Here is a 20,532-nt window from a genome sequence, read left to right as displayed (position 1 = left end):
TGGGCCGCGGCTCGACCCGATAAATCACGACGCGCGAACCCACCAGACGGCAGCGGGCGCTACAAGAACGAATACGGCTCGATATCCACGCTCACCCGCACTGCGGCAGGCGGTTTGATGCGGGCGGTCCAGGCGCGCATGTATGCCGAGACGTCGACATTCCTGTCCGCCTGCACGAGGAAGCGCCGGCGATAGCGGCCGCGCACCACGCCCAGCGGCGCCTCGGCGGGGCCGAACACCTCCACACCTTCCGCCGCCGGGGCGGCCTTGGCGATGGCGCGCGCGGCATCGTCCAGGATCTGCGGGTCCGGCCCTGACAGGATCATCGCCGCAAGCCGGCCATAGGGCGGCAGTTTGAGCAGTTCGCGCATCATGCGTTCGGCTTCCAGAAACGCGTTGCGGTCGCCGTTCTTGAGCGCCTGCAGGGCTTCGTGGTCGGGCTTCCAGGTCTGCAGGATCGCCCGGCCCGGGCGGTCGGCGCGTCCGGCCCGGCCCGCCGCCTGCACCAGCGTCTGATAGGTGCGCTCGCCGGCCCTGAGATCGCCGCCGGCGAGCCCAAGATCGGCGTCCACCACGCCCACAAGGGTGAGATGGGGGAAGTTGTGACCCTTAGCGGCGATCTGGGTGCCCACCAGAATGTCGATCTCGCCGTCTTCCATGCGGGTGATGAGGCTTCGCACATCGTCGCCGGATTGGGCGGTGTCGGAGGAAAACACCTCCACGCGCGCCTCGGGAAAACGCCGCGCAGCCTCTTCGGCGACGCGCTCCACCCCCGGGCCGACGCCGATGAGCGTGTCTTCCTCGCCGCATTCGGGGCAGCGTTTCGGCTTGGGCATGGAGAAGCCGGTGACGTGGCAGACCAGGCGCCCGGTATAGCGGTGCTCCACCAGCCAGCGGTCGGCCTCAGGGCTCTTCATCTTGTGGCCGCAGGACTTGCACAGCACCAGAGGCGCGAAGCCGCGGCGGTTGAGATAGAGCAGCACCTGTTCGCCCCGCGCCAGCGTCTCCTCAGCCGCCTCCACCAGCGGCCCCGACAGCCAGTCGCCGCGCTCGGGCGGATACTGGCGCAGATCCAGCAGCTCGATCTCGGGAAGCACCGCGCCGCCCGCCCGGCCGGGCAGGACCACGTGGACATAGCGGCCGGCCTCGGCGTTCACCAGCGTCTCCATGGAGGGCGTCGCGCTGGCGAGAATCGCCACGGCGCCGAAGAGCTTGGAGCGCGCCACGGCGAGATCGCGGGCGTTGTAGGTAAGGCTGTCGTCCTGCTTGTAGGTGGGGTCGTGCTCTTCATCCACGATGATCAGGCGCAGATTGGGCATGGGCAGAAAGATCGAGGAGCGCGCCCCGGCGACGATTCTGGCGCGCCCCGACGCCGCCTCGCGCCAGGCGCGGCGGCGCTCCTTATCCGGCAGGGACGAGTGCCACAGGGCCGGGCGAGTTCCGAACCGCGCCTCGAAGCGCTTGGTGACCGCCTGGGTCAGGGCGATCTCCGGCAACAGGACCAGCACTTGAGCATCGGGCTCGCGGCGCAGAAGCTCGGCTATGGCTTCAAAATACACCTCGGTCTTGCCCGAACCCGTAACGCCGTCCAGCAGCGCCGCCTGAAATCCGCCCGCCGCCACCAGCCGGCGCAGGATGGCGGCCGCCTGCTCCTGATCGCGGTTCAGGGCGACGCCCGCAAGATTGGGATCAGGCGCATCAAAGGGGGGGTCGATCTCCACGTCCTCGGCCCGCAAGGCGCCCACTTGCGCCAGCCCCTTCACCACCGAGGCCGTGACGCCGGCCCGGCGCGCCAGCTCGGCCGCGCTCGCCGGACCGTCCTCGGCCGCCTGCAGCACCGCCCGGCGCGCCGGGGTCAGGCGAGCAAGCGTGACTCCGGTGGCGTGAAACACGGTTTCGGTGGGCGAGGGTTTCAGCGCGGCGGGACTACGCAGCACCGCGCGCAGGATCACGCCTGGCGGCTCCACCAGATAGCGCGCCGTCCAGTCGATGAAATCGCGTACGCTCTTTTGCAGCGGCGGACCCCCGCGCACACCGTCCAGCGGTTTAAGCGCCCTTGCTCCGTCATGGTCGCCTACGGCCCAGACGACGCCCGGCGCGACGCGCTTGCCCAACGGCGCCAGGACATGGTCGCCGGGGCGCACCTCCACGCCGTCTGGAATTTCGTAATCGAACGGCCCAGGCAGCGGCATGGAAAACAGGACGCTCGCCCGGCGCCGTGGCCCCAGCAGGTCCACCATACGCTCCGGATCAGATTCGCTTCGCGGCGAGCCTAGCAGATCCGCCAGGCCGGGCGTCAGGGTTAACGCATTTGAAAAGCGGCGCCGTGTATCTCCTTTGGTCTGATTTTGCTCCCCTCGCCCCATGAGCTTTTCCATGACCGACACGCCCGCCCACACCCACACCGCCGGACCCGCCGACGCTGCCGACGCGCTGGACGATCTGCGCGCGCAGCTTCGTTCCGACCCGGAGATCGTCACCGGCGATCCTGTCCTCATGGCCGCCGTGCGCGATGCGCTGGCGGGCGAAAGCGTCGTGGATCTCGCCCAGAGGGCGCGCCAGAAGCTGGAGGGCGAGCTTCGCCGGGTGCGCGCCACCAACACCGCGCTCATTGATCTGGCCAAGGCCAATCTCGCCGCCCAGGCTCAGACCCATGGCGCCGTTCTGGCGGTGATGGAGGCCGAAAGCCTGACCGCCCTGGACCGCAAGCTGTCCGGGCGCGCCGCCGGGGCGCTGGGCGTGGATGTGATCCGCGTCTTCATCGAGGGCCATGCGCCGCTGAAAGCCGGCGCAGCGATTCAGGGCTGCGCGCCCGACCTGGTGGATGCGCTGGTTGGGACGAAAGCCGAGCGTCTGGGCCCCGTGGACACCCGCTTCGCCGATGCGCTTTACGGCCCCATGGGGTCGGGCCTGCGCTCTGAAGCGCTGGCGCGGCTGGAGATCGGCGGCCGGCCCGGCGTGCTCTGCCTGGCCGCACGGGACGGGCGGGCCTTCACTCCGGATCAAGGTGCGGATCTTCTACACTTCCTCGCCCGCGCGCTGGAGCGCCGGATCGCGCCATGGCTGCAGGCTTGAGCCCCGGCGCAGCGCGCGCGGCCTTTCTCGACCATCTTCAGGGTCAGCGCAAAAGCGCGCGCACGCTGGAAGCTTATGGCCGCGATCTCGATCAGCTGTTTGAGTTTCTCAGCGGTCATCTTGGTCAGGCGGTGATGCTGAGCGATCTTGAAGCGCTCACCGCCGCCGACTGGCGCGCCTTCCTCGCCGACCGCCGCCGCGAGGGCGCGGGCGCGCGCACCCTGCAGCGCAAACTCTCCGCCATCCGCAGCTTTTTCGCCTACGCCCGCAAAACCTGGGGGCTGGCAAACCCGGCGCTCAGCCTGGTGGAGGCGCCCGGGGCGGCCCGCCGCATGCCGCGCCCGGTGAGCGAAACCGCCGCCAAGGCCCTGATCGCCGACGCCGGCGAGAACAGCGAGCCCTGGATCGCCGCGCGCGATGCGGCGGTGCTGTCTCTGCTCTATGGCTGCGGCTTGCGAATCTCCGAAGCGCTGTCGCTGACGGGCCGCGAGCGCGCCTTGCCGAAAACCCTCCGAATCGCGGGCAAGGGGGGCAAGACGCGAATCGTCCCGGTCCTGCCGGCCGTCTCAGAGGCAGTGGCGCGCTACGTCGCACTTTGCCCATTTGATCTGGACGCGGCCTCGCCGCTGTTTCGCGCCAAGCGCGGCGGCGCGCTGAGCCCGCGACAGATGCAGGCGGTCATGGAGACCCTGCGGTCCCGGCTTGGCCTGCCCTCGACCGCCACGCCCCACGCCCTGCGCCATTCCTTCGCCACGCATCTTCTGGCCCATGGCGGCGATCTGCGCGCGATCCAGGACCTCCTGGGTCACGCCTCGCTTTCCACTACCCAAATCTACGCCGAGGTGGACGGCGCCGCCCTGCAACGCATCCACGCCGCCACCCATCCCCGCGCAAGACGATAGGATCGGGTACCGGTTCGATCCCCGGCTTAAAGCCGGGGGCGAGACCGGGACCTACGGCGCTTGATGAGTGAGACGCTGAGCGGCTGGCGGGGCTGGTACCGCGTTCAACGCTTTAAAGCGCTGTAGATCCCGGTCTCCCCCCGACCTTCGTCCGGGGTGAAGCCGACAACCAGATAGCCTGAAAGGCATATCGACCGCTTGACGCTGCTCTTAGATCCTGTACTTTATTTTTTAAAGTGGTTTGGAGGATCACATGACCCAGAACGACATGCGCGCCGATCTCGATTACCTGAAGACCATGGCTGAAGGCGGCGCGAGAGCGCCGTCCGTGGGCGGCCGGTTCGCCCTGTGGTGGGGCGGCCTTGCAGGCCTGGTCCTGCTCACCCACTGGGCGATCATCACCGGGCGGCTGGACCTTGGCCATGGCGCACTCACCCCGCTCTGGCTTGGATTTCTCATTGTCGGCGGGCTGGGCTCGGCGGTGCTGGGGCGATCGATTCGCGGCAAGCCGGGCCTTGGCTCACCGGGCAACCGGCTCTCAGACGCGGTCTGGCCGGCCATGGGGCTGAGCACCTCGGTATTCTTTTTCGCGGTCATGGGCGCAGTGTTCACCGGGCGGCTGGATCCGGTGTTCTTCAACCTGATGCTGCCGGTGGCGCTGCTTGGCTATGCGATCGGCTGGATGAGCACCGCCTTCATGGTGCGCAGCTGGGCCTACGCCCTGCCCGCCGCGGCGGCGCTCATGGGCATGGCGGCCTGCCTGTTCGCGCTCACCGATCCGGCGATATACCTCATCGCCGCCCTCACCGTGATCGCCTCGGCGGCTGTCCCTGGAGCGATCCAGATGCTGCGCGAACCGCGCACGGTGGTGTGACATGGCCGAGTTTGACGCAGGCGGATTGGACGAAGTCATTCACGGCAAGCTGCGCCTGGGCGTGATGGCCTATCTTGCCGGAGTAAGCGATGCGAGCTTCGGCGAGCTCAAAGACAAGACCGGGGCCACGGACGGCAATCTATCCGCCCAGATGCGCAAGCTGGAGGAGGCCGGTTATGTGGGGATCAAAAAGACGTTCGTGGGCCGCAAGCCTCACACGCGCGCAAGCCTGACCCCGGCCGGCCGGCGCGCCTGGGCGGACTATCTGGCCCAGCTGGAGGTCCTCATTCAGGAAATGAAATCCTAGGCGTCGGCCGCGCCGGTCCGCCCGCGCTCATAGCGCACCTGAAGCACGCCGGCCCGGCTCTGCTCGCCGGCGTCTCTAAAGCCGGTCTTCTCCAGCACCCGGCGCGAGGCCGACAGATGAGGCTCGGTGAAAGCCAGCACGCGCTGGACCGCATTGTGGGAGAAAGCCCAGCTCAAAAGCCCGGTCACCGCTTCGGTGGCCATGCCCTGCTCTCGAAAACTGGCGGCCATGGCGTAGCCGATCTCGATCACGCCGTCTTCGTCAGGCGGGCCGAAGAAGCCGCCCGTACCCACCGCGCGGTCGAGCCCGCCCGGGGTCCATCCCATCAGAAACACCCAGCCGCGCCAGCCGGTCTGTTCGGGATGGCGGGTGAGCAGGTCCAGCGTCTCGGGAAGCTTGGCGGCGTCGTCGGCCACGGGCGGCCAGACGGATTCGCGCTCGGCGCCGATTTCGGCGAAGAAGGCGCTGCAATCCTCGATCTGGAGACGCGCCAGCTCTGCGTCCAGCGCCACAAGACGAAGCCTTGCGGTGCGGGTCTCCAGTCGATCAGCGCGTGCATTCATCACCAGCCCCCAAGGCTCCTCGGACGTCGGTCAGATACCAGACATTCGAGCAAGGATGTAAGCGGAAAACCCCTTCGTCACAGGAATTTTAAGATCACGCCTACATCTGCATCGTCCAGCCCTCCACGCCCATGGCCGCCTGGCGAATCGCTTCGGACAAAGTCGGGTGGGCGTGACAGGTTCTGGCGACATCTTCCGACGATGCTTTGAACTCCATGGCCAGCGCCAGCTCGGCGATCAGCTCCCCGGCGTGTGGCGCCACCAGATGGGCGCCGAGGATCTCGTCGGTCTTGGCGTCGGCGAGGATCTTGGCGAAGCCGTCGGTCTGGTGGTTGGTGCGGCCGCGCGAATTGGCCATAAATGGAAACTTGCCGATTTTGTATTCGCGACCCTGGTCCTTGAGTTGCTCCTCGGTAGCGCCCACCGAAGCGATCTCGGGATAAGTGTAGACCACGTTCGGGATCGCATCGTAGTTCACGTGCCCGGCCTTGCCCGCGATCGCTTCAGCGCAGGCCGCGCCCTCGTCCTCGGCTTTGTGAGCCAGCATGGCGCCGGTGGTGGCGTCGCCGATCACCCAGACCCCGTCCGCGGACGTCTTCCAGTGATCATTGGCGATGAAGCCGCGCTTGTCGGTCTCGATCCCCACGGTCTCAAGCCCCAGCCCTTCGGTGTAGGGCCGACGGCCGATGCACACGAGCACCACGTCGGCGTCCAGCACCTCCTCCTCGCCGCCCTTGGCCGCTTCGGTGGACACTTTCAGCTTGGTCTTCAGCTTTTCAACGCCGGTGACCTTGCGGCTGAGCTTGAAGCGCATGCCCTGCTTTTCAAAGAGCTTCTTGGCGGTCTTGGAGACCTCGCCGTCCATGGTGGGCAGCACCCTGTCGAGGTACTCGACCACGGTGACCTCCGAACCGAGGCGCCGCCATACCGAACCCAATTCCAGCCCGATCACGCCGGCGCCGATGAGCACCAGCTTTTTCGGCACTTCCTTAAGCGCGATGGCGTGGTCGGAGCTGACGATGCGCTCGCCGTCGATCTCTACGCCGGGCAGGGGCGTGACCTCGGAGCCCGTTGCGATGACGATGTTCTTGGTTTCCAGCGCCGTCACTTCACCGTTCGATCCGGTCACGCTCACCGCGCCCTTGCCGGTGATGCGGCCCGCGCCTTCAAAGACGGTGACCTTGTTCTTCTTCATCAGCCCGGCGACGCCGCGCGTGAGGCCGCTCACCGCCTCGTCCTTCTGAGCCATCATCTGCTTGAGATTGAGTTTCAGCGAGCCGACTTCGATCCCCATGGATTTGAAGGACTTGCCCGCGTCTTCATAGAGCTCGGACGCGTGCAGCAGGGCCTTGGACGGGATGCAGCCCACATTCAGGCAGGTGCCGCCCAAGGTCCCGCGCTTTTCAATGATCGCGGCCTTGAGGCCCAGCTGGCCCGCGCGAATGGCGCAGTTATACCCGCCGGGGCCCGCCCCGATGATCACAATGTCGAACTGGTCAGCCATGTTGAAAACACCGTCTGGAATGGGGCGCGCTTCGCGCCCTGAAGAGAGTTGGCCGCACCCTACTCCCGGCGACGCGCGGGTCAATGCGGCGAGGGTCGCACGAACGCAGAACCGGATTGCGAAACCTGGCGGGCGGACGGGGCCCCGCCCAGCCCGAAACGCAGCCCGAAAGCCAGCCCAGAAATCAAGTCGGAACCGCGCCAGGCAGCGTGCCATTGATCCCTCAAGAGCTGTTAGGGAATCCCGCCATGGCGACGAACACTGACACGACCGCCCCGGACACGACTGGTCCGGGCGCCGAGACGCCCAAACCGCCCCGTCGCACGCTGGCGGCGGGTATCTTCACCGGCGCCGCCATCGGCGCGGCGGTCGGGATCACCGCAGCCTTCACCCTCGTCCTGGCCCTTGGCGCGGTGGATATGGCCGGGCCGCTGGGCCGGCAGGCGTTCATCTATCTGGTTTTTGAAGCCGGCTTCGCCGGCGCCATTCTGGGCGGCGCCTTCACCGGGCTCATGCGCCTTGGCAACCGGCGCTGACTATTTCAGCCAGCCGCGCCGCTCGGCCATCCGCGAAAACCACCAAAGGCCCAGCAACGTGGCGAAGATCACCGCCGAGAAGACCACATTGCCCATGCCCATGATCTCCAGCGCGGCGGTGAAGCCGAAGATATAGACCGCGCTGATCACGAACAGCACGGCGGAGAGCGCAAACAGCGGCGTCGCCAGCTTCATGCGCACCACCAGCAGGAGGCTCGCGCCCAGCGCCGAAAACACCGCAGTAGCCCAGACCGCCACGTACCAGCCCGGAAACCCGTAGAAGTAGTCCAGCTGCGCCTCGGTGAACGCGGCCATGTAGGACTCCACCCGGTACTGGGTCATGATGTAGTCAAAGACCCCCATGGCGTTCCAGAGAACCGCCACCAGCGCCACGAGATAGAACCAGATCGGCGTCTTCGCCGCCGGCGTAACGCTTGCGTCCGTCATAATACCCTCCCTATTTCTGCTGGAATTCTACAACACGACGCGCTGGCCGCCTCGTTAAATTTCCTCGCACCGCCGGACCCCAGCCTCAGGCCCGGTCCGGCGAAACAAGAAAACGGCGCGCTCCGTGTGGAGCGCGCCGAAAGGATGGGGGAATAAGCAGGCCGGCGCCGACCCGATCGATCAGCCCAGGGGAGAAGCCGATGTCAGGGCCGGCGCCTGCGGTAAGCGCAAACCTAGGCGGCGTTCGCCTTCTTCGCGCTGATCAGTTTGGCGCCGGACTTGCCGTTCACGGCGATCTGGCGCGGCTTCTTCGCTTCGGGAATCTCGCGCTCCAGCTGGATCGAAAGCATCCCGTTGGCCAGCTCGGCGTCGCGCACATGGACATTGTCGGCCAGGTGGAAGCGGCGCTCGAAGGAGCGCTCGGCGATGCCGCGGTGGAGGAAATTGCGTTGCTCGGCCTCGTCGCCCGCCTGACGCTTGCCGGCGACAGTGAGGATGTTTTCCTGAACCTGCAGATCGAGGTCGTCTTCGGCGAACCCGGCCACCGCAAGCTCGATGCGGTATTCGTGCTCGGAAACCTGCTCGATATTATAGGGGGGGTAGCCCGCGGCAGGCTCCTGCTTGGCGGCGGTGTCGATCATGTCGGCGAGGCGATCAAAGCCGACGATCGTGCGGTAGAGCGGGGTGAAATCAACAGTACGCATGGATGATCCTCCATTGAAGCGATCATGAGCGCCACAAAGGCGCCCGGGGTTGCAAGACACCCGGCCCGCTCCGGACCATGAGGCCCCGGCGCGGCGCCGGCGAAACACGAAGCCCCTGTCGGCGGCTCCGTGACGAACGAGGTGGGTGTGCGATTTTCCCGGCGCAAGAGGTGCGCGCGAAAAATCGCCCGGCTCGGCTTTGGCCGGCTCGACTCTGGAGAGTGCGCGAGCCTGAGGGACGGGTTTGCAGCTGACGCTTGCGCCGGGCGCATGACTTGGTCTTTGCTGCGCGCTCCCTCATCCGGTCAGGAGACCCTTGATGCTGCGCACCGCCGCTTTCGTTTCGCTCGCCGTCCTGCTGACCGCGTGTTCTCAGCCTGCACCGGAGGCCAGCGGTCCGCAAACCGAGGAAACCGCAGCGCAAGTCGACGACAGCCCCGAGTCGGTTAGCGTCGAGGCGACTGCGCCGCAAACCCTGGCGGAGGCCGCCGCCGGCCCCTGGCGCGGCGAGCAGGCCCGCGCCCGTGACGAGGCGCGCAATCCGGTGGAGACGCTGGAGTTTTTCGCAATCGATCCGTCAGGAACCATCGTGGAGATCTGGCCCGGCGGCGGCTGGTACGCCGACATTCTGGCGCCCTGGATCGAAGCCAATGGCGGCACCTATGTGGCCGCCTGGCCGCCGGTGGATCCATCTAATGAGCGATCCGTCGCCTTCCGCGATCGCTTCCTGGAGCGGTTTGAAAGCCCGCTCTATGGCACGGCGGCGCTTGCACCGTTCGGCGCGAACACCGGCGCGCTGATGGCCGAAGGCTCCGCCGACGCCATCCTTACCTTCCGCAATGTCCATAACTGGATGGGAGCCGGCTTCGCCGAGAAGGCCTTCGCCGATTTCTACGCCGCGCTGAAACCCGGCGGCGTGCTGGGCGTGGTGGAACACCGCCAGCCCGCCAGCCTGGTGCAGGATCCGCGCGCGGCCACCGGCTATGTCCAGCAGGACTATGTGGTGAGCCTGGCCCAGGAGGCCGGCTTCGAGCTGGTGGGAAGCTCTGAAATCAACGCCAATCCGGCCGACTCCGCCGACCATCCCTTCGGCGTGTGGACCCTGCCTCCGGTGAACCGCACCTCCGCCTTCGGACAGCCCGCCGATCCGGACTTCGACACAGCGCCCTACGAGGCGATCGGAGAGAGCGACCGCATGACGCTATTGTTCCGGAAGCCGGATAGCGCTGAGACGGGAGAGGACGAGGGCTGACGACCCCTGGCGTCAGCCCTGGCCGTCACCGCCCGGACTGCATCGCAAGGCCTACCCGGGCGCCGGCGGCTAATAGAACGGCGGTCAAATGCATGAGGTTGAACGGCGCCCCGGCGCGAAAGAGCCAGCCGGCAAGACCGGCTGAAACCGCAATCGGCGGAAAAAGCTAGAGATCGTCTAAGCCGCAGGGCCATGTGTGAGATGCGCCTCAGCGTTGCACCGGGGCGCAGATACGGAATGAACAAGGCCTGTAGGGCCTTCAGACGACCTCGCGCGCAGCGCCACGGCACGCATTGAGACGTATTATCAGTCATCAAAACACTTCAAAGTTGCCGCCTTGCGCGCTAGTGTAAAAGCCGCACCAGGGAGCTCCCATGACCGATCTGTTTCGCCGGGAAGCCGTGGGTCACCATGCGCGAGGCCGACTGGACGGCACGGTGGTGCTGGCCGTGCCGCTTGCGGTGAGGCTGCTGGGCGGGCTAGCGGCGCTGATCGTGGCTGGCGTGGTGATCTTCGCTTGCGTGGCGAGCTATTCACGAAAGGAGACCGTGCCGGGCTGGCTGACGCCGGATCAGGGCGTGGTGCGCGCCTCGACGCTCGCGGGCGGCCGGGTGGAGGAGATCCTGGTCGCCGAGGGCGATGCGCTGCAGGCCGGCGATCCTATCGCCCGCGTACGCCTTGACACCGACACCACCGACGGCGCCGCCGGGGCGCGCATCCTCGACGCCTTGCGCGAGCAGACGGAGGCCGCCGCTGCGTCCGCGCAGAGCGAGATCGCCGCCATCGAGCACGAGACGACGCGCCTGACCGCCGCGCTGACCGGCCTCACCCGTGAGCGCGCCGAGCTTGCCCGTCAGATCGCCCTGCAGCGCGAGCAGGTGACCCTGGCCGACGAGCAGATCGCCCGCGCCGAAACCTTGGCCGAGCGCGGCTTTCTGTCTGGGCGCGAGCTGGATGATCGCCGCCAGCGGGCGCTCGCCGCCCGCCAGCAATTGGCGGCGCTGGAGCGTAATCTCGCGGCTGTTGACCGCCAGATCAGCGATGCGGAAGCGGGAATCGAAGGCGCCCCCTTGCAGATCGACGCGGCGCGCAATCGGGCGCGCTCGGCCGCGGCCAGCCTGCAGGAGCGGCTTTCGGCGCAAGGCGCCCGCACTGAGGCGCTGGTCACCGCGCCGGCCGCCGCCACCGTGGCGGCCCTGCCGATACGGCGCGGTCAGACCCTCACGGCGGGTGAAACCGTGGCTGTGCTGGTGCCCGAGGGCGGCTCGCTGGTGGCCGAACTGTACATCCCGTCCCGCGCGGCGGGCTTCATCGAACCGGGCCAGTCGGTGCGCCTGATGTACCAGGCCTATCCCCACCAGCGCTTCGGGGCCGGCGAGGCGGTGGTCACCCATGTCTCGCGCACGGTGATCGCCTCCGACGAGACCGCCATTCCCGGACTGCAGCTGGCCGAGCCGGTCTTCCGCGTCGAAGCGCGCCTCTCCACCGCCGAGATCGAAGCCTATGGCGAGGTGATCCCGCTGCAGCCCGGCTTGATGCTTAGCGCCGACATCATCATCGACGAGCGCACCCTGATCGAGTGGCTGTTCGATCCCCTGTTTGCAGCCGGACGGCGAGGATAGGTCGCGCGGCCAACGTAACGCCGTGGGTCTTGATCGGCGCACTGGCGGCGCTGCGGCCTGAAGCGGCGGGACCTTAACCCCGGCGCAGCGCCGCTTGCGCCCGGATCCGCCCGTAGCCGCGCACGGCGACCGCTCCGGCGCCCATGCCGGCCGCAATTGCGGCCAGGAAAAGCGGCCAGCCGAATGCGGCGAACACCACCGCAGCGAGGCTGCCGGCGAAAAGTCCCGCAACACAGGCGACGAAGATCACTTTCAAGGTGGTGTTCACTGGCAAGCCCCTCTTTTCTACATCCGGCTATGGGAACTAGGCCGCGACCTCGTGGTGGACCATGCCGGATCGCTACGCGATGCAGGTCCGGGACGATTTGGCGCAGGGCGCATCCCGAGCAGTTCTCCGCGTTCTCAAGGTTTAATGCCGATCGCGGCGCCGTGCTGCGCCGCCAAACAGGCCCGCGGCGATCGGCGCACCCGCAGACCGCCAGCGGCACACCAATCATGCCCTGTCTAACCCTGCAGTCGCCTCTCAAACGCACTTGCACCAACGCCGTCGAAGTCTCGAACCGCCGCCGTCAGGGCGATCTCCTTTCGTAAGACATCCTCACCAGGCGAGTCCGAATTTCAGGTACACTGTCGTAAGGACTGCGAATGACAAGAAAAGTGCGAAGCCGTGCGCGAGGATATCTGGCGGCGTCTGCATTCCAAAGAGGCTGTAGCCTCGGTCCTGCTCTTGGATCTGCGCATGAATTAACTCGACGCCGCCACGCTCACACACGATCCAGACGATCAAATGGTTGGCCAGATACCAGCCGTGCACCGCAACAAAGAACATAATCACGAGTTCGAAATCGGCCATCGCCACAACGAACGTCCCCAGCGCCAACGGCAACAGAAACAGCGCGTAAGGGCTGAAGGTCTCGGCCAATGCGCGCGCGAATATGTTCATTCCGTAGCGCAGGCCGAGACGCTTCACTAAATGGATCGTGATCGCTGTCTCTGCGAGGTAAATAAACGAATAAGCTAATTTTAGTTCGTTCAGCATGGCGGAATGGCGCGGACTTCCGCCCGCGCCGCCTGACTCACAGATTGTTCAGGAATTTGATGCCCTTCACGAGTGCTGTTGCGCCCCTTACGGCGCCCACCGCTCCGGCTCCGGCTCCAACGACTGTCGCGCCGGCAACGCCGAGCGCCTCTGACCCGGTTATCTGCCCGTCAGAATTCGCCTCCGAGTACGCCATGGCGCCGGCTGTTGCGCCGCCAACTACGCCGCCACCGATCGCAACCGCTGCGCCCAGTGGAGGCGCCGCTCCCGCCACCGCATCCACTTCCGCCATCGACAGCTCACGAACGCCGTCAAACTCTTGAACCATCGCCGTCATGGCGATCTCCTTTTCGCTCAGGTTTTACAACGCTGCGTGGCCACGCCTGCGAAGAATGAGCGAGCTGATCCTCGTGGGTCAAAGAAAATTAAATCCGCAATCATTGTGCGGAAAAATCGCAATACGGGCATATAGCTATCGTTCAAGCAATTTCTCGTAGCTTGCGCTTGAGTTTTTTATGGGGCGCGGTGAGCTTCAGAGCGACGCGCTGGATTTGCTCAACGGGCGGCGCACCCTCGCCCGAAGGCTCATCGCGTCCTGATCGCGCGGATCCATTCGCCGACAGCGCCGCCGACCGCGACCCCCAGCGCGGCGGCGATCCAGGCGACGCTTTCAAAGACCCCGAACGCTTCCGCGAGGATCGCCGTCGCGACATAGATTGCCGACGGAGCGAACACGTACACCCAGGCCAGCGAGTCCGGGACCGCCCGCCACGAATTGATCCTGTCTTTCGGGCCCGACGCGATGAAAAGCGCCATCGCGGACGCTGAAATCGTGGGCAGGATCACAAGCAGGTACACCGCATCCTCGACTGCCTCGCGACCCAGGCTGAAGACAAGCAGCAGGGCCGCCGCGCCCAGAGATGCGGCGGCCAGATCCGGATTGATGTAGGGACGTCTATTCAAGGGTGCGCCAGCCGGGATTGCAAACCGCCTCCGCGCAGGCGCGCCAAGGCCGCTTGCGATAATGCTCGCGGATCGCCGCCCGATAAAGCTCCCTGCGACTCCGCCAACCATCCTGTCGCCGCCCGAAGTGTCCTGTCACGCTCCCATGGCGGCGTTCCAGAGGACATGAAGTCCAAGCGCCGTCGCAACCCCGATAATCCAGCCGATACGCTTGCTGAGCGCCAGCATCACTGCGGTTAAACTTCCGTGGATGAGGAGTCCGAACAGGAATTCGAACGCCGCGAGCAGGGCGAAGGGGGCGGCTTTCGCCTCTTCGCTCCGGTATTGATCCGGAAAGAACGCGTTGCTGATCTCGACGACCGCAAAGCCCGCCCCGACGCTCCAGACAATCGTCCAGAATTTCAGGGCTTGCCGACCGGCCGCGTAGCGAAGCGCGGTAAATCGAACGCCTTCCTCGGTCGCTGCGTAAAACAGCAGAGCCGGCACGACAGGCTCCAGAACGGACGCGTAGACGGCGTATCCGATGAGCGTAAAGGCGGTCGCCAGCATGGCTGTGACAGCAAACAGCTTTCCGCTTTCACCCGCCACGCTCATGTACATCCGCGATATCCGAATTTGGTCTTGAGATGGGGGCGCCACCGCGCCTGCGGGATCCTCACCGTGGTCGCACTCAGGCGCCTGACACATAGCGCATCGCCACGCCCTGCTGGAAGACTGCGCGCCCGGAGCAAGCGCTTGAAACCGGGCGGCCTCATTAGCCTCGTCAATCTCCTTCCTCGACAGCTCCTGGACGCCCCTCGCCTGAGGCGTGCGCGCAGAGGGGACCGCGCGTCTCGACAATGCTCAGTGCGCGACCGTCGGGATCTGCACCGCTACAAACCAGATCGTCCAGGCCTGGCGTATCTCCGAAGCACCGCCTCCACGCGTCCGCTTCAGGCCTGACGACAACAGGGCCATCTGGCGCCCGGGCCCCGGACTCGCGCCCCAAAGCATGGATGACCGCCTCACCGAGATGACTGGGATCGACACGAAGGCTTTCAAAAAAGGTCGCCTCTCGCGCCTGAAGCGCCAGGATCGTGTCTCGTTTCCGCTTCATGGCGCAGACGCCTGCGCCGCAAAGCAGAGACGACGCCCAACCGGGAGGCGCGGAAAGATCGGAGATGAAGCTATGGAACCCGAGTACGGTCCGCCCTTCGATGCTTCGCCTGGCGACGCCCAGAAACAGATAATTCGCACAGCTGGACAGGCATCGATCATGGATGACGAGTGTGGCGCCGCTGGCGCGAACAGCCTCGGCGAGCTTGATCGCCTGGGTCACTGCGCCGCCCTCGGACGCGATGCGCACAGTGTGGACGCGGCAGTGCGCAAGCGCCTCCAATAGAGGGGCGACGGTCTCCGCCGTAATCAGGCCCTCAAAGGCGATGATCTCAGTGTCGGGGCATCCAGGCGAAGCAGATCAGGATGAAGGCGGCCGCGAGCACGGCGCCGAGCGATTCACGGTTCGTCATCACGCACCTCCTGCCTTGGACGGCGGAGCGCCGCTGATCCCCGCGATGAACCCGTCCACCGCAGACTCGCCATAGGTGAACAGCACGAACAGGCTGACCGCCGTCACGCACAGGCTGACGCTGGATAGCCGCACCTGGCGCGCCCCCGACTGAAGAATGAGTCGCATCACCAATTTCCCTTCATGGACTTGAACGCGCCTGAGTTCGGAGGCTCCTCAATAAGGCCTTTCTCCGGCTTGGAGAAGTGTGTTCCGCTTTTACTACCGCAGTTTTAACTGCCATACCCGTCTACCTCCGCGATTTCATCACTAAGGCGCTACCGCAAGGAGGAGGCATTCAGCCGGACCAGGCAATTTCTTCATGGCCTCCATCCGAAAAATTTATTCACGATTAAAGTAGAAATCACAAATAAAACCAATATGAAAGTAAAAAATTTTTCTGTTTTGACCGTGACTAGAATACTTTGTAATTTAAAAATGACCGTCGTTCAACCCAATTTGGATTGCAACGCCGGTCAATACACCCTAGTCGCTTCTTGCTATCAACCAACCCACATAAGCGTACACCGCGAATGTACCACTTGTCGGAGATTCGGCATACTTCGCTGCGTAGCCGACGGCGTACCCTAGGTCTTTGGCGATTTCTTGGCTCTCGCCAGCACCTGAGACCTGATTGATTTCACTCAAAGTTAGTTCGCGCATAATCTTAAATCATTTCCTTAATCGGCTTTTGTCGGTTCTTGGCCCGTGATGCCTTCGGCAAACCCGTCCAGAAACGATTCACCGTATGTACTCCCTACCCATGCGGCCGTCGCGCCAAGCGCCACGAGGGCCCAAACCGGACCACCCGCCACCGCATCCACTTCCGCCATCGACAGCTCACGAACGCCGTCGAAGTCTTGAACCATCGCCGTCATGGCGATCTAATTTTCGTTCAGGTTTTACAACGGTGCGTAGCCACGCAATAGAAGTATGGCCAATCGAGAGAAAACGGGTCAATAAAAAATTTTACCTTTGCGTGCTTCTTTTCGACCCGATGCGGGAATTTTAATAGACACATATCGCTTTGCGGGTAGGCTCTCTTCCGGTTGCAAACCGGAGTCCGGCGGTCGCGCCGCGCGGGGAAATCCATGAGCCGTCACGACGCGCTGGATCTGTTCAAGGGGCGCCGCCTGCCGGTGGTGATCGGGGCCGAGGCCGCTGAGTGCGGTCTGGCGTGCATCACCATGGTGGCGCGGTGGCATGGCCATGATGTGGACCTGAACGGGCTGCGCCAGCGCTCGGGGCTGTCGATTTCCGGCGCGAGCCTGCGCACGCTGATCCAGATGGGCGACCGGCTGGGCCTCGCCAGCCGGGCGCTGAAGGTGGATCTGGAGGCGCTGCCCAGGGTGAAGACGCCGGCGATCCTGCACTGGGATCTCAACCATTTCGTGGTGCTGGCGAAAGCCGGGCCGAAATCGGTCACCATCCACGACCCCGCCGGCGGCAAGCGCACCCTGAGCCTGGAGGAGGCGTCCAAGCATTTCACCGGCGTGGTCCTGGAGCTCAGCCCCGCCGACGAGTTTGAAAAGGTCGAGGCGCGCCAGCCGGTGAAGCTGACAAGCCTGTGGTCGAAGCTGGAGGGGTTCTGGGCGAGCCTCGCGCAGGTGCTGGCCCTGTCTCTGGCGTTGCAGGTTGCGGTGTTCGCCGCGCCGTTTTTCAACCAGCTGGTGATCGACGAGGCGATCGCGCGGGGCGATCTCGACATTCTGGCCGTGCTGGCGGTCGGGTTCGGCCTGCTGGCGGTGATCCAGGTGGGGCTGACGGCGCTGCGCGCCTACGCCCTGCAGGTGATCGGCCAGCTCATGGGCTATCAGATGATCGGCAATCTGGTGCGCCACCTCTTGCGCCTGAGCACCGGCTTTTATGAAAAGCGCCATGTGGGCGACATTCTCTCGCGCATCCAGTCCACACGGCCGATCCAGGACGCCCTCACCCGCGGCGCCGCCACGGTGGTGATCGACGGTCTGATGGCGGTGATCGCGCTGGTGATCCTGGTGTTCTACTCGGGGATGCTCACCCTCATCGTGGTGGCGGCTTTGGTGCTGAGCCTGCTGGTCACCTTCGCCTTCTATCCGGTCACGCGGCGGCGGTCGGAAGAGGCGATCATGGCGCAGGCCAGGGAGCAGACGCACCTGATCGAAAGCGTGCGCGCCTCGCGCACCCTCAAACTCATGGGCCGCGAGCCGGAACGCGAGGCGGCCTGGCGCAATCTCTTCGCCGAGACGGTGAACGCGAACTTCTCCGTCGCCCGGTTCGAGATCATCCGCAATGCGCTGCAGGGGCTGATCACCACGGTACAGACCATCTTGGTGGTGTATCTGGCCGCGCGCATGATCATAAACGGCGACGGGTTTTCGGTGGGCATGCTGTTTGCGTTCTTAAGCTTTCGCCAGACCTTTACCGACCGGGTGCTGGCCCTGATCAACGAAGCGTTCAATTTCCGGCTCCTGACCCTGCATCTGGAGCGTATCTCCGACATCGCCCAGTCGCAGCGTGAGCCGGTCCCGCCCAGCGAGCCGCCCGAGGACGCCCCGCCGCCGGCCGGCGCCATCTCCATGACCGGGATCTGGTTCCGCTATGGCGAGGGCGACCGCTTCGTGCTGGAGGACGCCGATCTGGAGGTGGGGGCCGGCGAGTTTGTGGCCATCACCGGCGCGTCGGGCGGCGGAAAGTCGACCCTGTTGAAGATCATGCTGGGGCTTTACGATCCCACCCGCGGGGAGATCCGCCTTGATGGTAGGCCCCCGGCGCTCACCGGGTGGCGCGCTTGGCGGCGCCATGTGGGGGTGGTGGCCCAGGACGATCAGCTGCTGTCTGGCACGCTTGCGGACAATATCGCCTTCTTCGACCCCGATCTGGACATGGCGCGTGTGCACGAGGCGGCGCAGGCGGCGCGCGTCCATGACGACATCATGCGCATGCCCATGCAGTATCTCTCTCTCGTGGGCGACATGGGCTCGGCTCTCTCGGGCGGTCAGCGCCAGCGCGTCCTGCTGGCCCGGGCGCTTTATCGCCGCCCCTCCATCCTGGTGCTCGACGAAGGCACCGCCAATCTAGATCAGGCCACCGAGGCGGAGATCGCCGACACCATCGCCGCCATGTCCATCACCCGCATCGTCGTCGCCCACCGCCCCGCCCTGGTGGAGCGCGCCGACCGGGTGATGCGTGTGGAAGGCGGGCGGGTGGTCGAGGGGCGGTAGGATATTTTTCTGCGACTATGTCGAAGCGCGATCGGCCTGCCCGTCATAGGATAGAGCCTGCGGGATCGGCCCGCAGCCGCCCATGACGAAGAGCAATCATGCAGCACGCCACACCCATCTATGAACAGCCCGGCGCGGTCGAGATGCGCACGGCCCTTTCCATGAACGATATGCTGGAGATGCAGTCATGAAATTCACCCTTCTTCTCCACGACGACGAACAGGCCTGGCTGTCCATGAACGACGCCGAGCAGGGCGCTGTGATTACAGAGCACATGGCCTTTACGGACGCGCTCATGAAAGCCGGCGCACTGGTCTCCGGCGAGGCGCTGGACTCGGCCGGATCGTCGAAGATCGTGCGCGGCGGCGTGGTGCAGGATGGCCCTTACGCCGACACCAAGGAGCAGCTGGGCGGCTTTTACGTGATCGAGGCCGCCGACATGAACGCCGCGGTGGCGTGGGCGAAGCGATGTCCCATCGGACCTCGAGGCGCGGTCGAGGTGCGCCTTGTTCCTGACTATGAAGGCTGAAAGACACGACCAGGCGCGGGCGGCGGCGGAGACCGCCGCGCGCAACGCCTATGGCAGGCTTCTTGCGATACTGGCGCGGCGGACCCGCGATCTTGAGATGGCCGAAGACGCGCTCGCCGACGCTTTTGCGAAGGCGCTCGAAGCCTGGCCGGAAATCGGCGTCCCGGAAAACCCGCAAGCGTGGCTCCTCACCACAGCCCGGCGCCGGCTGACCGATCTGGCGCGCCGCGTCGCCGTACGCTCGAAGGCCGAGCCGGAGCTTCTGGTTCTGTTGAACCGGATCGGCGACATGGAAGGGCGAGATGGTCTTCACGACGACCGCCTCGCCCTCATGCTCGCCTGCGCCCATCCAGAGGTGGACGAAGCCCTGCACACCCCGCTCATGCTGCAAGCCGTGCTGGGCCTGAATGCGGCCCAGATCGGCGCGGCGTTTCTCGTCTCGCCCGCGACCATGGGCCAGCGCCTGTCGCGCGCCAAGGCGAAGATTCGCGTCGCCGGAATCCCTTTTGAGACCCCTGGACCAGACGTGCTTGCGGCGCGGCTGCAAACGGTGCTGCACGCGATCTACGCGGCCTACACCGCCGGCCACGACCTCATCGGCGAGGAGCCTGGCAAGGCTAAAGACCTCTCCGGCGAAGCCCTGTTTCTCGCCGGCCTCGTCGCGCGCCTGGCGCCGGGCGACGCCGAAGCCCACGCCCTGTACGCACTGATCGCCCACTGCGAGGCCCGCGCACCGGCCCGGCGCGCCCGTGACGGGGCGTTCATTGCGCTTTCTGAGCAGGATCCCGCCCTGTGGGACGCCGGGCTGATCGAGCGAGGCGAAACTGCGCTGCACCATGCGCTGTCTCTGGCCCCGCCGGGCCGGTTTGCGCTGGAGGCTGCGATCCAGTCTGTCCACGCCGAGCGGCGCCGGACCGGGGCGACCCAGTGGCGCGCCGCCGCAGCGCTCTACGACAGGCTGGTGGAGACCGGCGCCGGGCTGGGCGCCCATATCGCTCGCGCCTGCGCCCATGGTGAGGCGTTCGGCGCCGAAATCGCCCTTCGGCTTCTCGACGCGCTACAGGACCTCAGCGCCGATCATCAGCAATTCCATGCGGCCCACGCCCACTGGCTCGCAGCATCGGGGCGCACAGGACAGGCGCGCGGCGCGTACGCCCGCGCCGCCGCGCTGAGCCCCGACCCGGCGGTGCGCGCCTTTCTTCAGGCGCGCGCAGCGCAACTTTAACGCCGCATCCCCCTCGCGAGGACCGCCCCGTCGCCCAAAACCTCACCCTCGTGTTTGGAACGCTCATCAATCTGGCGCGCCTTGGCCGCCTCCCCACCGCGTCTACTGCCTCCATCGACAGCTCACGAAAGCCGTCAAACTCCATCGTCATCGCCGTCATGGCGATCCCGTTTGCGCTTCACCAACCTTCTTTTCGTCACAGGGGAGCTTTCCCACTCAACTCCAAAAAAGCGCCGCCGCG

At 65.7% G+C, this 20,532-nt stretch carries 23 protein-coding genes; 10 read left to right on the top strand and 13 right to left on the bottom strand.

Features of this window, described 5'->3' with window-relative positions:
• Positions 1 to 59 precede the first annotated feature (59 nt).
• Positions 60 to 2,240: a primosomal protein N' gene (locus ACWCOP_RS00720; RefSeq protein WP_478249303.1), complete on the bottom strand. Its 2,181-nt coding sequence runs from the start codon at positions 2,238 to 2,240 to the stop codon at positions 60 to 62.
• 136 nt (positions 2,241 to 2,376) lie between these two features.
• Here ACWCOP_RS00720 and ACWCOP_RS00715 point away from each other — a divergent pair, with 136 nt between their 5' ends.
• From ACWCOP_RS00715 to ACWCOP_RS00700, 4 genes are all read left to right on the top strand, one after another.
• Entirely contained in the window at positions 2,377 to 3,075 is a 699-nt protein-coding gene (locus tag ACWCOP_RS00715; RefSeq protein WP_478249302.1) for a DUF484 family protein, read from the top strand.
• Positions 3,060 to 3,977, top strand: a complete 918-nt coding sequence (locus ACWCOP_RS00710; RefSeq protein ID WP_478249301.1) for a tyrosine recombinase XerC — start codon at positions 3,060 to 3,062, stop codon at positions 3,975 to 3,977. The genes ACWCOP_RS00715 and ACWCOP_RS00710 overlap by 16 nt, the downstream gene beginning before the upstream one ends.
• Positions 3,978 to 4,230: 253 nt before the next feature.
• Entirely contained in the window at positions 4,231 to 4,851 is a 621-nt protein-coding gene (locus ACWCOP_RS00705) for a hypothetical protein (RefSeq protein ID WP_478249300.1), read from the top strand.
• A 1-nt stretch (position 4,852) separates the two neighbouring features.
• Positions 4,853 to 5,158, top strand: coding sequence for a winged helix-turn-helix domain-containing protein (locus ACWCOP_RS00700; protein ID WP_478249299.1), 306 nt, complete (start codon positions 4,853 to 4,855; stop codon positions 5,156 to 5,158).
• Here the strand turns inward: ACWCOP_RS00700 and ACWCOP_RS00695 are convergent.
• Together ACWCOP_RS00695 and lpdA are read right to left on the bottom strand one after the other, a co-directional pair.
• Positions 5,155 to 5,721 (bottom strand): GNAT family N-acetyltransferase, encoded by a 567-nt coding sequence (locus tag ACWCOP_RS00695; RefSeq protein ID WP_478250707.1) that lies wholly within the window; start codon positions 5,719 to 5,721, stop codon positions 5,155 to 5,157. The genes ACWCOP_RS00700 and ACWCOP_RS00695 overlap by 4 nt on opposite strands.
• A 100-nt stretch (positions 5,722 to 5,821) precedes the next feature.
• A complete protein-coding gene (lpdA, locus tag ACWCOP_RS00690) occupies positions 5,822 to 7,225 on the bottom strand; it encodes a dihydrolipoyl dehydrogenase (RefSeq protein ID WP_478249298.1) in 1,404 nt (467 codons plus the stop codon).
• Positions 7,226 to 7,473: 248 nt separating this feature from the next.
• Between lpdA and ACWCOP_RS00685 the strand changes: the two genes are divergently transcribed.
• Complete coding sequence (locus ACWCOP_RS00685; protein ID WP_478249297.1) at positions 7,474 to 7,761, top strand: hypothetical protein; 288 nt, start codon at positions 7,474 to 7,476, stop codon at positions 7,759 to 7,761.
• Here ACWCOP_RS00685 and ACWCOP_RS00680 read toward each other — a convergent pair whose 3' ends face one another.
• Together ACWCOP_RS00680 and ACWCOP_RS00675 are read right to left on the bottom strand one after the other, a co-directional pair.
• Positions 7,762 to 8,208, bottom strand: coding sequence for a hypothetical protein (locus ACWCOP_RS00680; RefSeq protein WP_478249296.1), 447 nt, complete (start codon positions 8,206 to 8,208; stop codon positions 7,762 to 7,764). It lies immediately after the preceding gene.
• A 233-nt stretch (positions 8,209 to 8,441) separates the two neighbouring features.
• A complete protein-coding gene (locus tag ACWCOP_RS00675) occupies positions 8,442 to 8,912 on the bottom strand; it encodes an Hsp20 family protein (RefSeq protein ID WP_478249295.1) in 471 nt (156 codons plus the stop codon).
• 319 nt (positions 8,913 to 9,231) lie between these two features.
• Here ACWCOP_RS00675 and ACWCOP_RS00670 point away from each other — a divergent pair, with 319 nt between their 5' ends.
• Together ACWCOP_RS00670 and ACWCOP_RS00665 are read left to right on the top strand one after the other, a co-directional pair.
• Positions 9,232 to 10,164: a class I SAM-dependent methyltransferase gene (locus ACWCOP_RS00670; RefSeq protein WP_478249294.1), complete on the top strand. Its 933-nt coding sequence runs from the start codon at positions 9,232 to 9,234 to the stop codon at positions 10,162 to 10,164.
• A gap of 374 nt (positions 10,165 to 10,538) precedes the next feature.
• A complete protein-coding gene (locus ACWCOP_RS00665; protein WP_478249292.1) occupies positions 10,539 to 11,786 on the top strand; it encodes a beta-barrel domain-containing protein in 1,248 nt (415 codons plus the stop codon).
• A 73-nt stretch (positions 11,787 to 11,859) separates the two neighbouring features.
• Here the strand turns inward: ACWCOP_RS00665 and ACWCOP_RS00660 are convergent, their stop codons facing one another.
• The 8 genes from ACWCOP_RS00660 to ACWCOP_RS00625 form a co-directional block, all read right to left on the bottom strand.
• Positions 11,860 to 12,054: a hypothetical protein gene (locus tag ACWCOP_RS00660; protein ID WP_478249290.1), complete on the bottom strand. Its 195-nt coding sequence runs from the start codon at positions 12,052 to 12,054 to the stop codon at positions 11,860 to 11,862.
• 330 nt (positions 12,055 to 12,384) lie between these two features.
• A complete protein-coding gene (locus ACWCOP_RS00655; protein WP_478249289.1) occupies positions 12,385 to 12,825 on the bottom strand; it encodes a hypothetical protein in 441 nt (146 codons plus the stop codon).
• Between the two features lie 37 nt (positions 12,826 to 12,862).
• Positions 12,863 to 13,162 carry a hypothetical protein gene (locus ACWCOP_RS00650; protein ID WP_478249288.1) on the bottom strand — a complete coding sequence of 100 codons (300 nt, stop codon included), beginning with the start codon at positions 13,160 to 13,162 and terminating at the stop codon, positions 12,863 to 12,865.
• Between the two features lie 248 nt (positions 13,163 to 13,410).
• Positions 13,411 to 13,788 carry a hypothetical protein gene (locus tag ACWCOP_RS00645; protein ID WP_478249287.1) on the bottom strand — a complete coding sequence of 126 codons (378 nt, stop codon included), beginning with the start codon at positions 13,786 to 13,788 and terminating at the stop codon, positions 13,411 to 13,413.
• 135 nt (positions 13,789 to 13,923) lie between these two features.
• Complete coding sequence (locus ACWCOP_RS00640) at positions 13,924 to 14,376, bottom strand: hypothetical protein (RefSeq protein WP_478249286.1); 453 nt, start codon at positions 14,374 to 14,376, stop codon at positions 13,924 to 13,926.
• Between the two features lie 175 nt (positions 14,377 to 14,551).
• Complete coding sequence (locus ACWCOP_RS00635; RefSeq protein ID WP_478249285.1) at positions 14,552 to 15,106, bottom strand: hypothetical protein; 555 nt, start codon at positions 15,104 to 15,106, stop codon at positions 14,552 to 14,554.
• Between the two features lie 189 nt (positions 15,107 to 15,295).
• Complete coding sequence (locus ACWCOP_RS00630) at positions 15,296 to 15,463, bottom strand: hypothetical protein (RefSeq protein WP_478249284.1); 168 nt, start codon at positions 15,461 to 15,463, stop codon at positions 15,296 to 15,298.
• A gap of 551 nt (positions 15,464 to 16,014) precedes the next feature.
• Positions 16,015 to 16,212, bottom strand: a complete 198-nt coding sequence (locus tag ACWCOP_RS00625) for a hypothetical protein (RefSeq protein ID WP_478249283.1) — start codon at positions 16,210 to 16,212, stop codon at positions 16,015 to 16,017.
• Between the two features lie 213 nt (positions 16,213 to 16,425).
• On the opposite strand from ACWCOP_RS00625, the gene ACWCOP_RS00620 reads away from it, so the two are divergent.
• The 3 genes from ACWCOP_RS00620 (at position 16,426) to ACWCOP_RS00610 (ending at position 20,291) form a co-directional block, all read left to right on the top strand.
• The gene (locus ACWCOP_RS00620; RefSeq protein ID WP_478249282.1) at positions 16,426 to 18,537 is read left to right on the top strand and encodes a peptidase domain-containing ABC transporter; all 2,112 of its coding nucleotides are present in this window, start codon (positions 16,426 to 16,428) and stop codon (positions 18,535 to 18,537) included.
• Positions 18,538 to 18,724: 187 nt separating this feature from the next.
• On the top strand, positions 18,725 to 19,066 hold the full coding sequence (locus tag ACWCOP_RS00615) for a YciI family protein (protein ID WP_478249281.1): 342 nt from the start codon (positions 18,725 to 18,727) through the stop codon (positions 19,064 to 19,066).
• On the top strand, positions 19,056 to 20,291 hold the full coding sequence (locus ACWCOP_RS00610) for an RNA polymerase sigma factor (protein ID WP_478249280.1): 1,236 nt from the start codon (positions 19,056 to 19,058) through the stop codon (positions 20,289 to 20,291). Before ACWCOP_RS00615 ends, ACWCOP_RS00610 begins: the two co-directional genes overlap by 11 nt.
• Positions 20,292 to 20,532 lie beyond the last annotated feature (241 nt).

The organism is Apolloniradiicaulis salifontis, from assembly GCF_053756655.1.
Note: the sequence above shows the minus strand (reverse complement) of the source record. Positions and strands in the feature narration are given on the sequence as shown.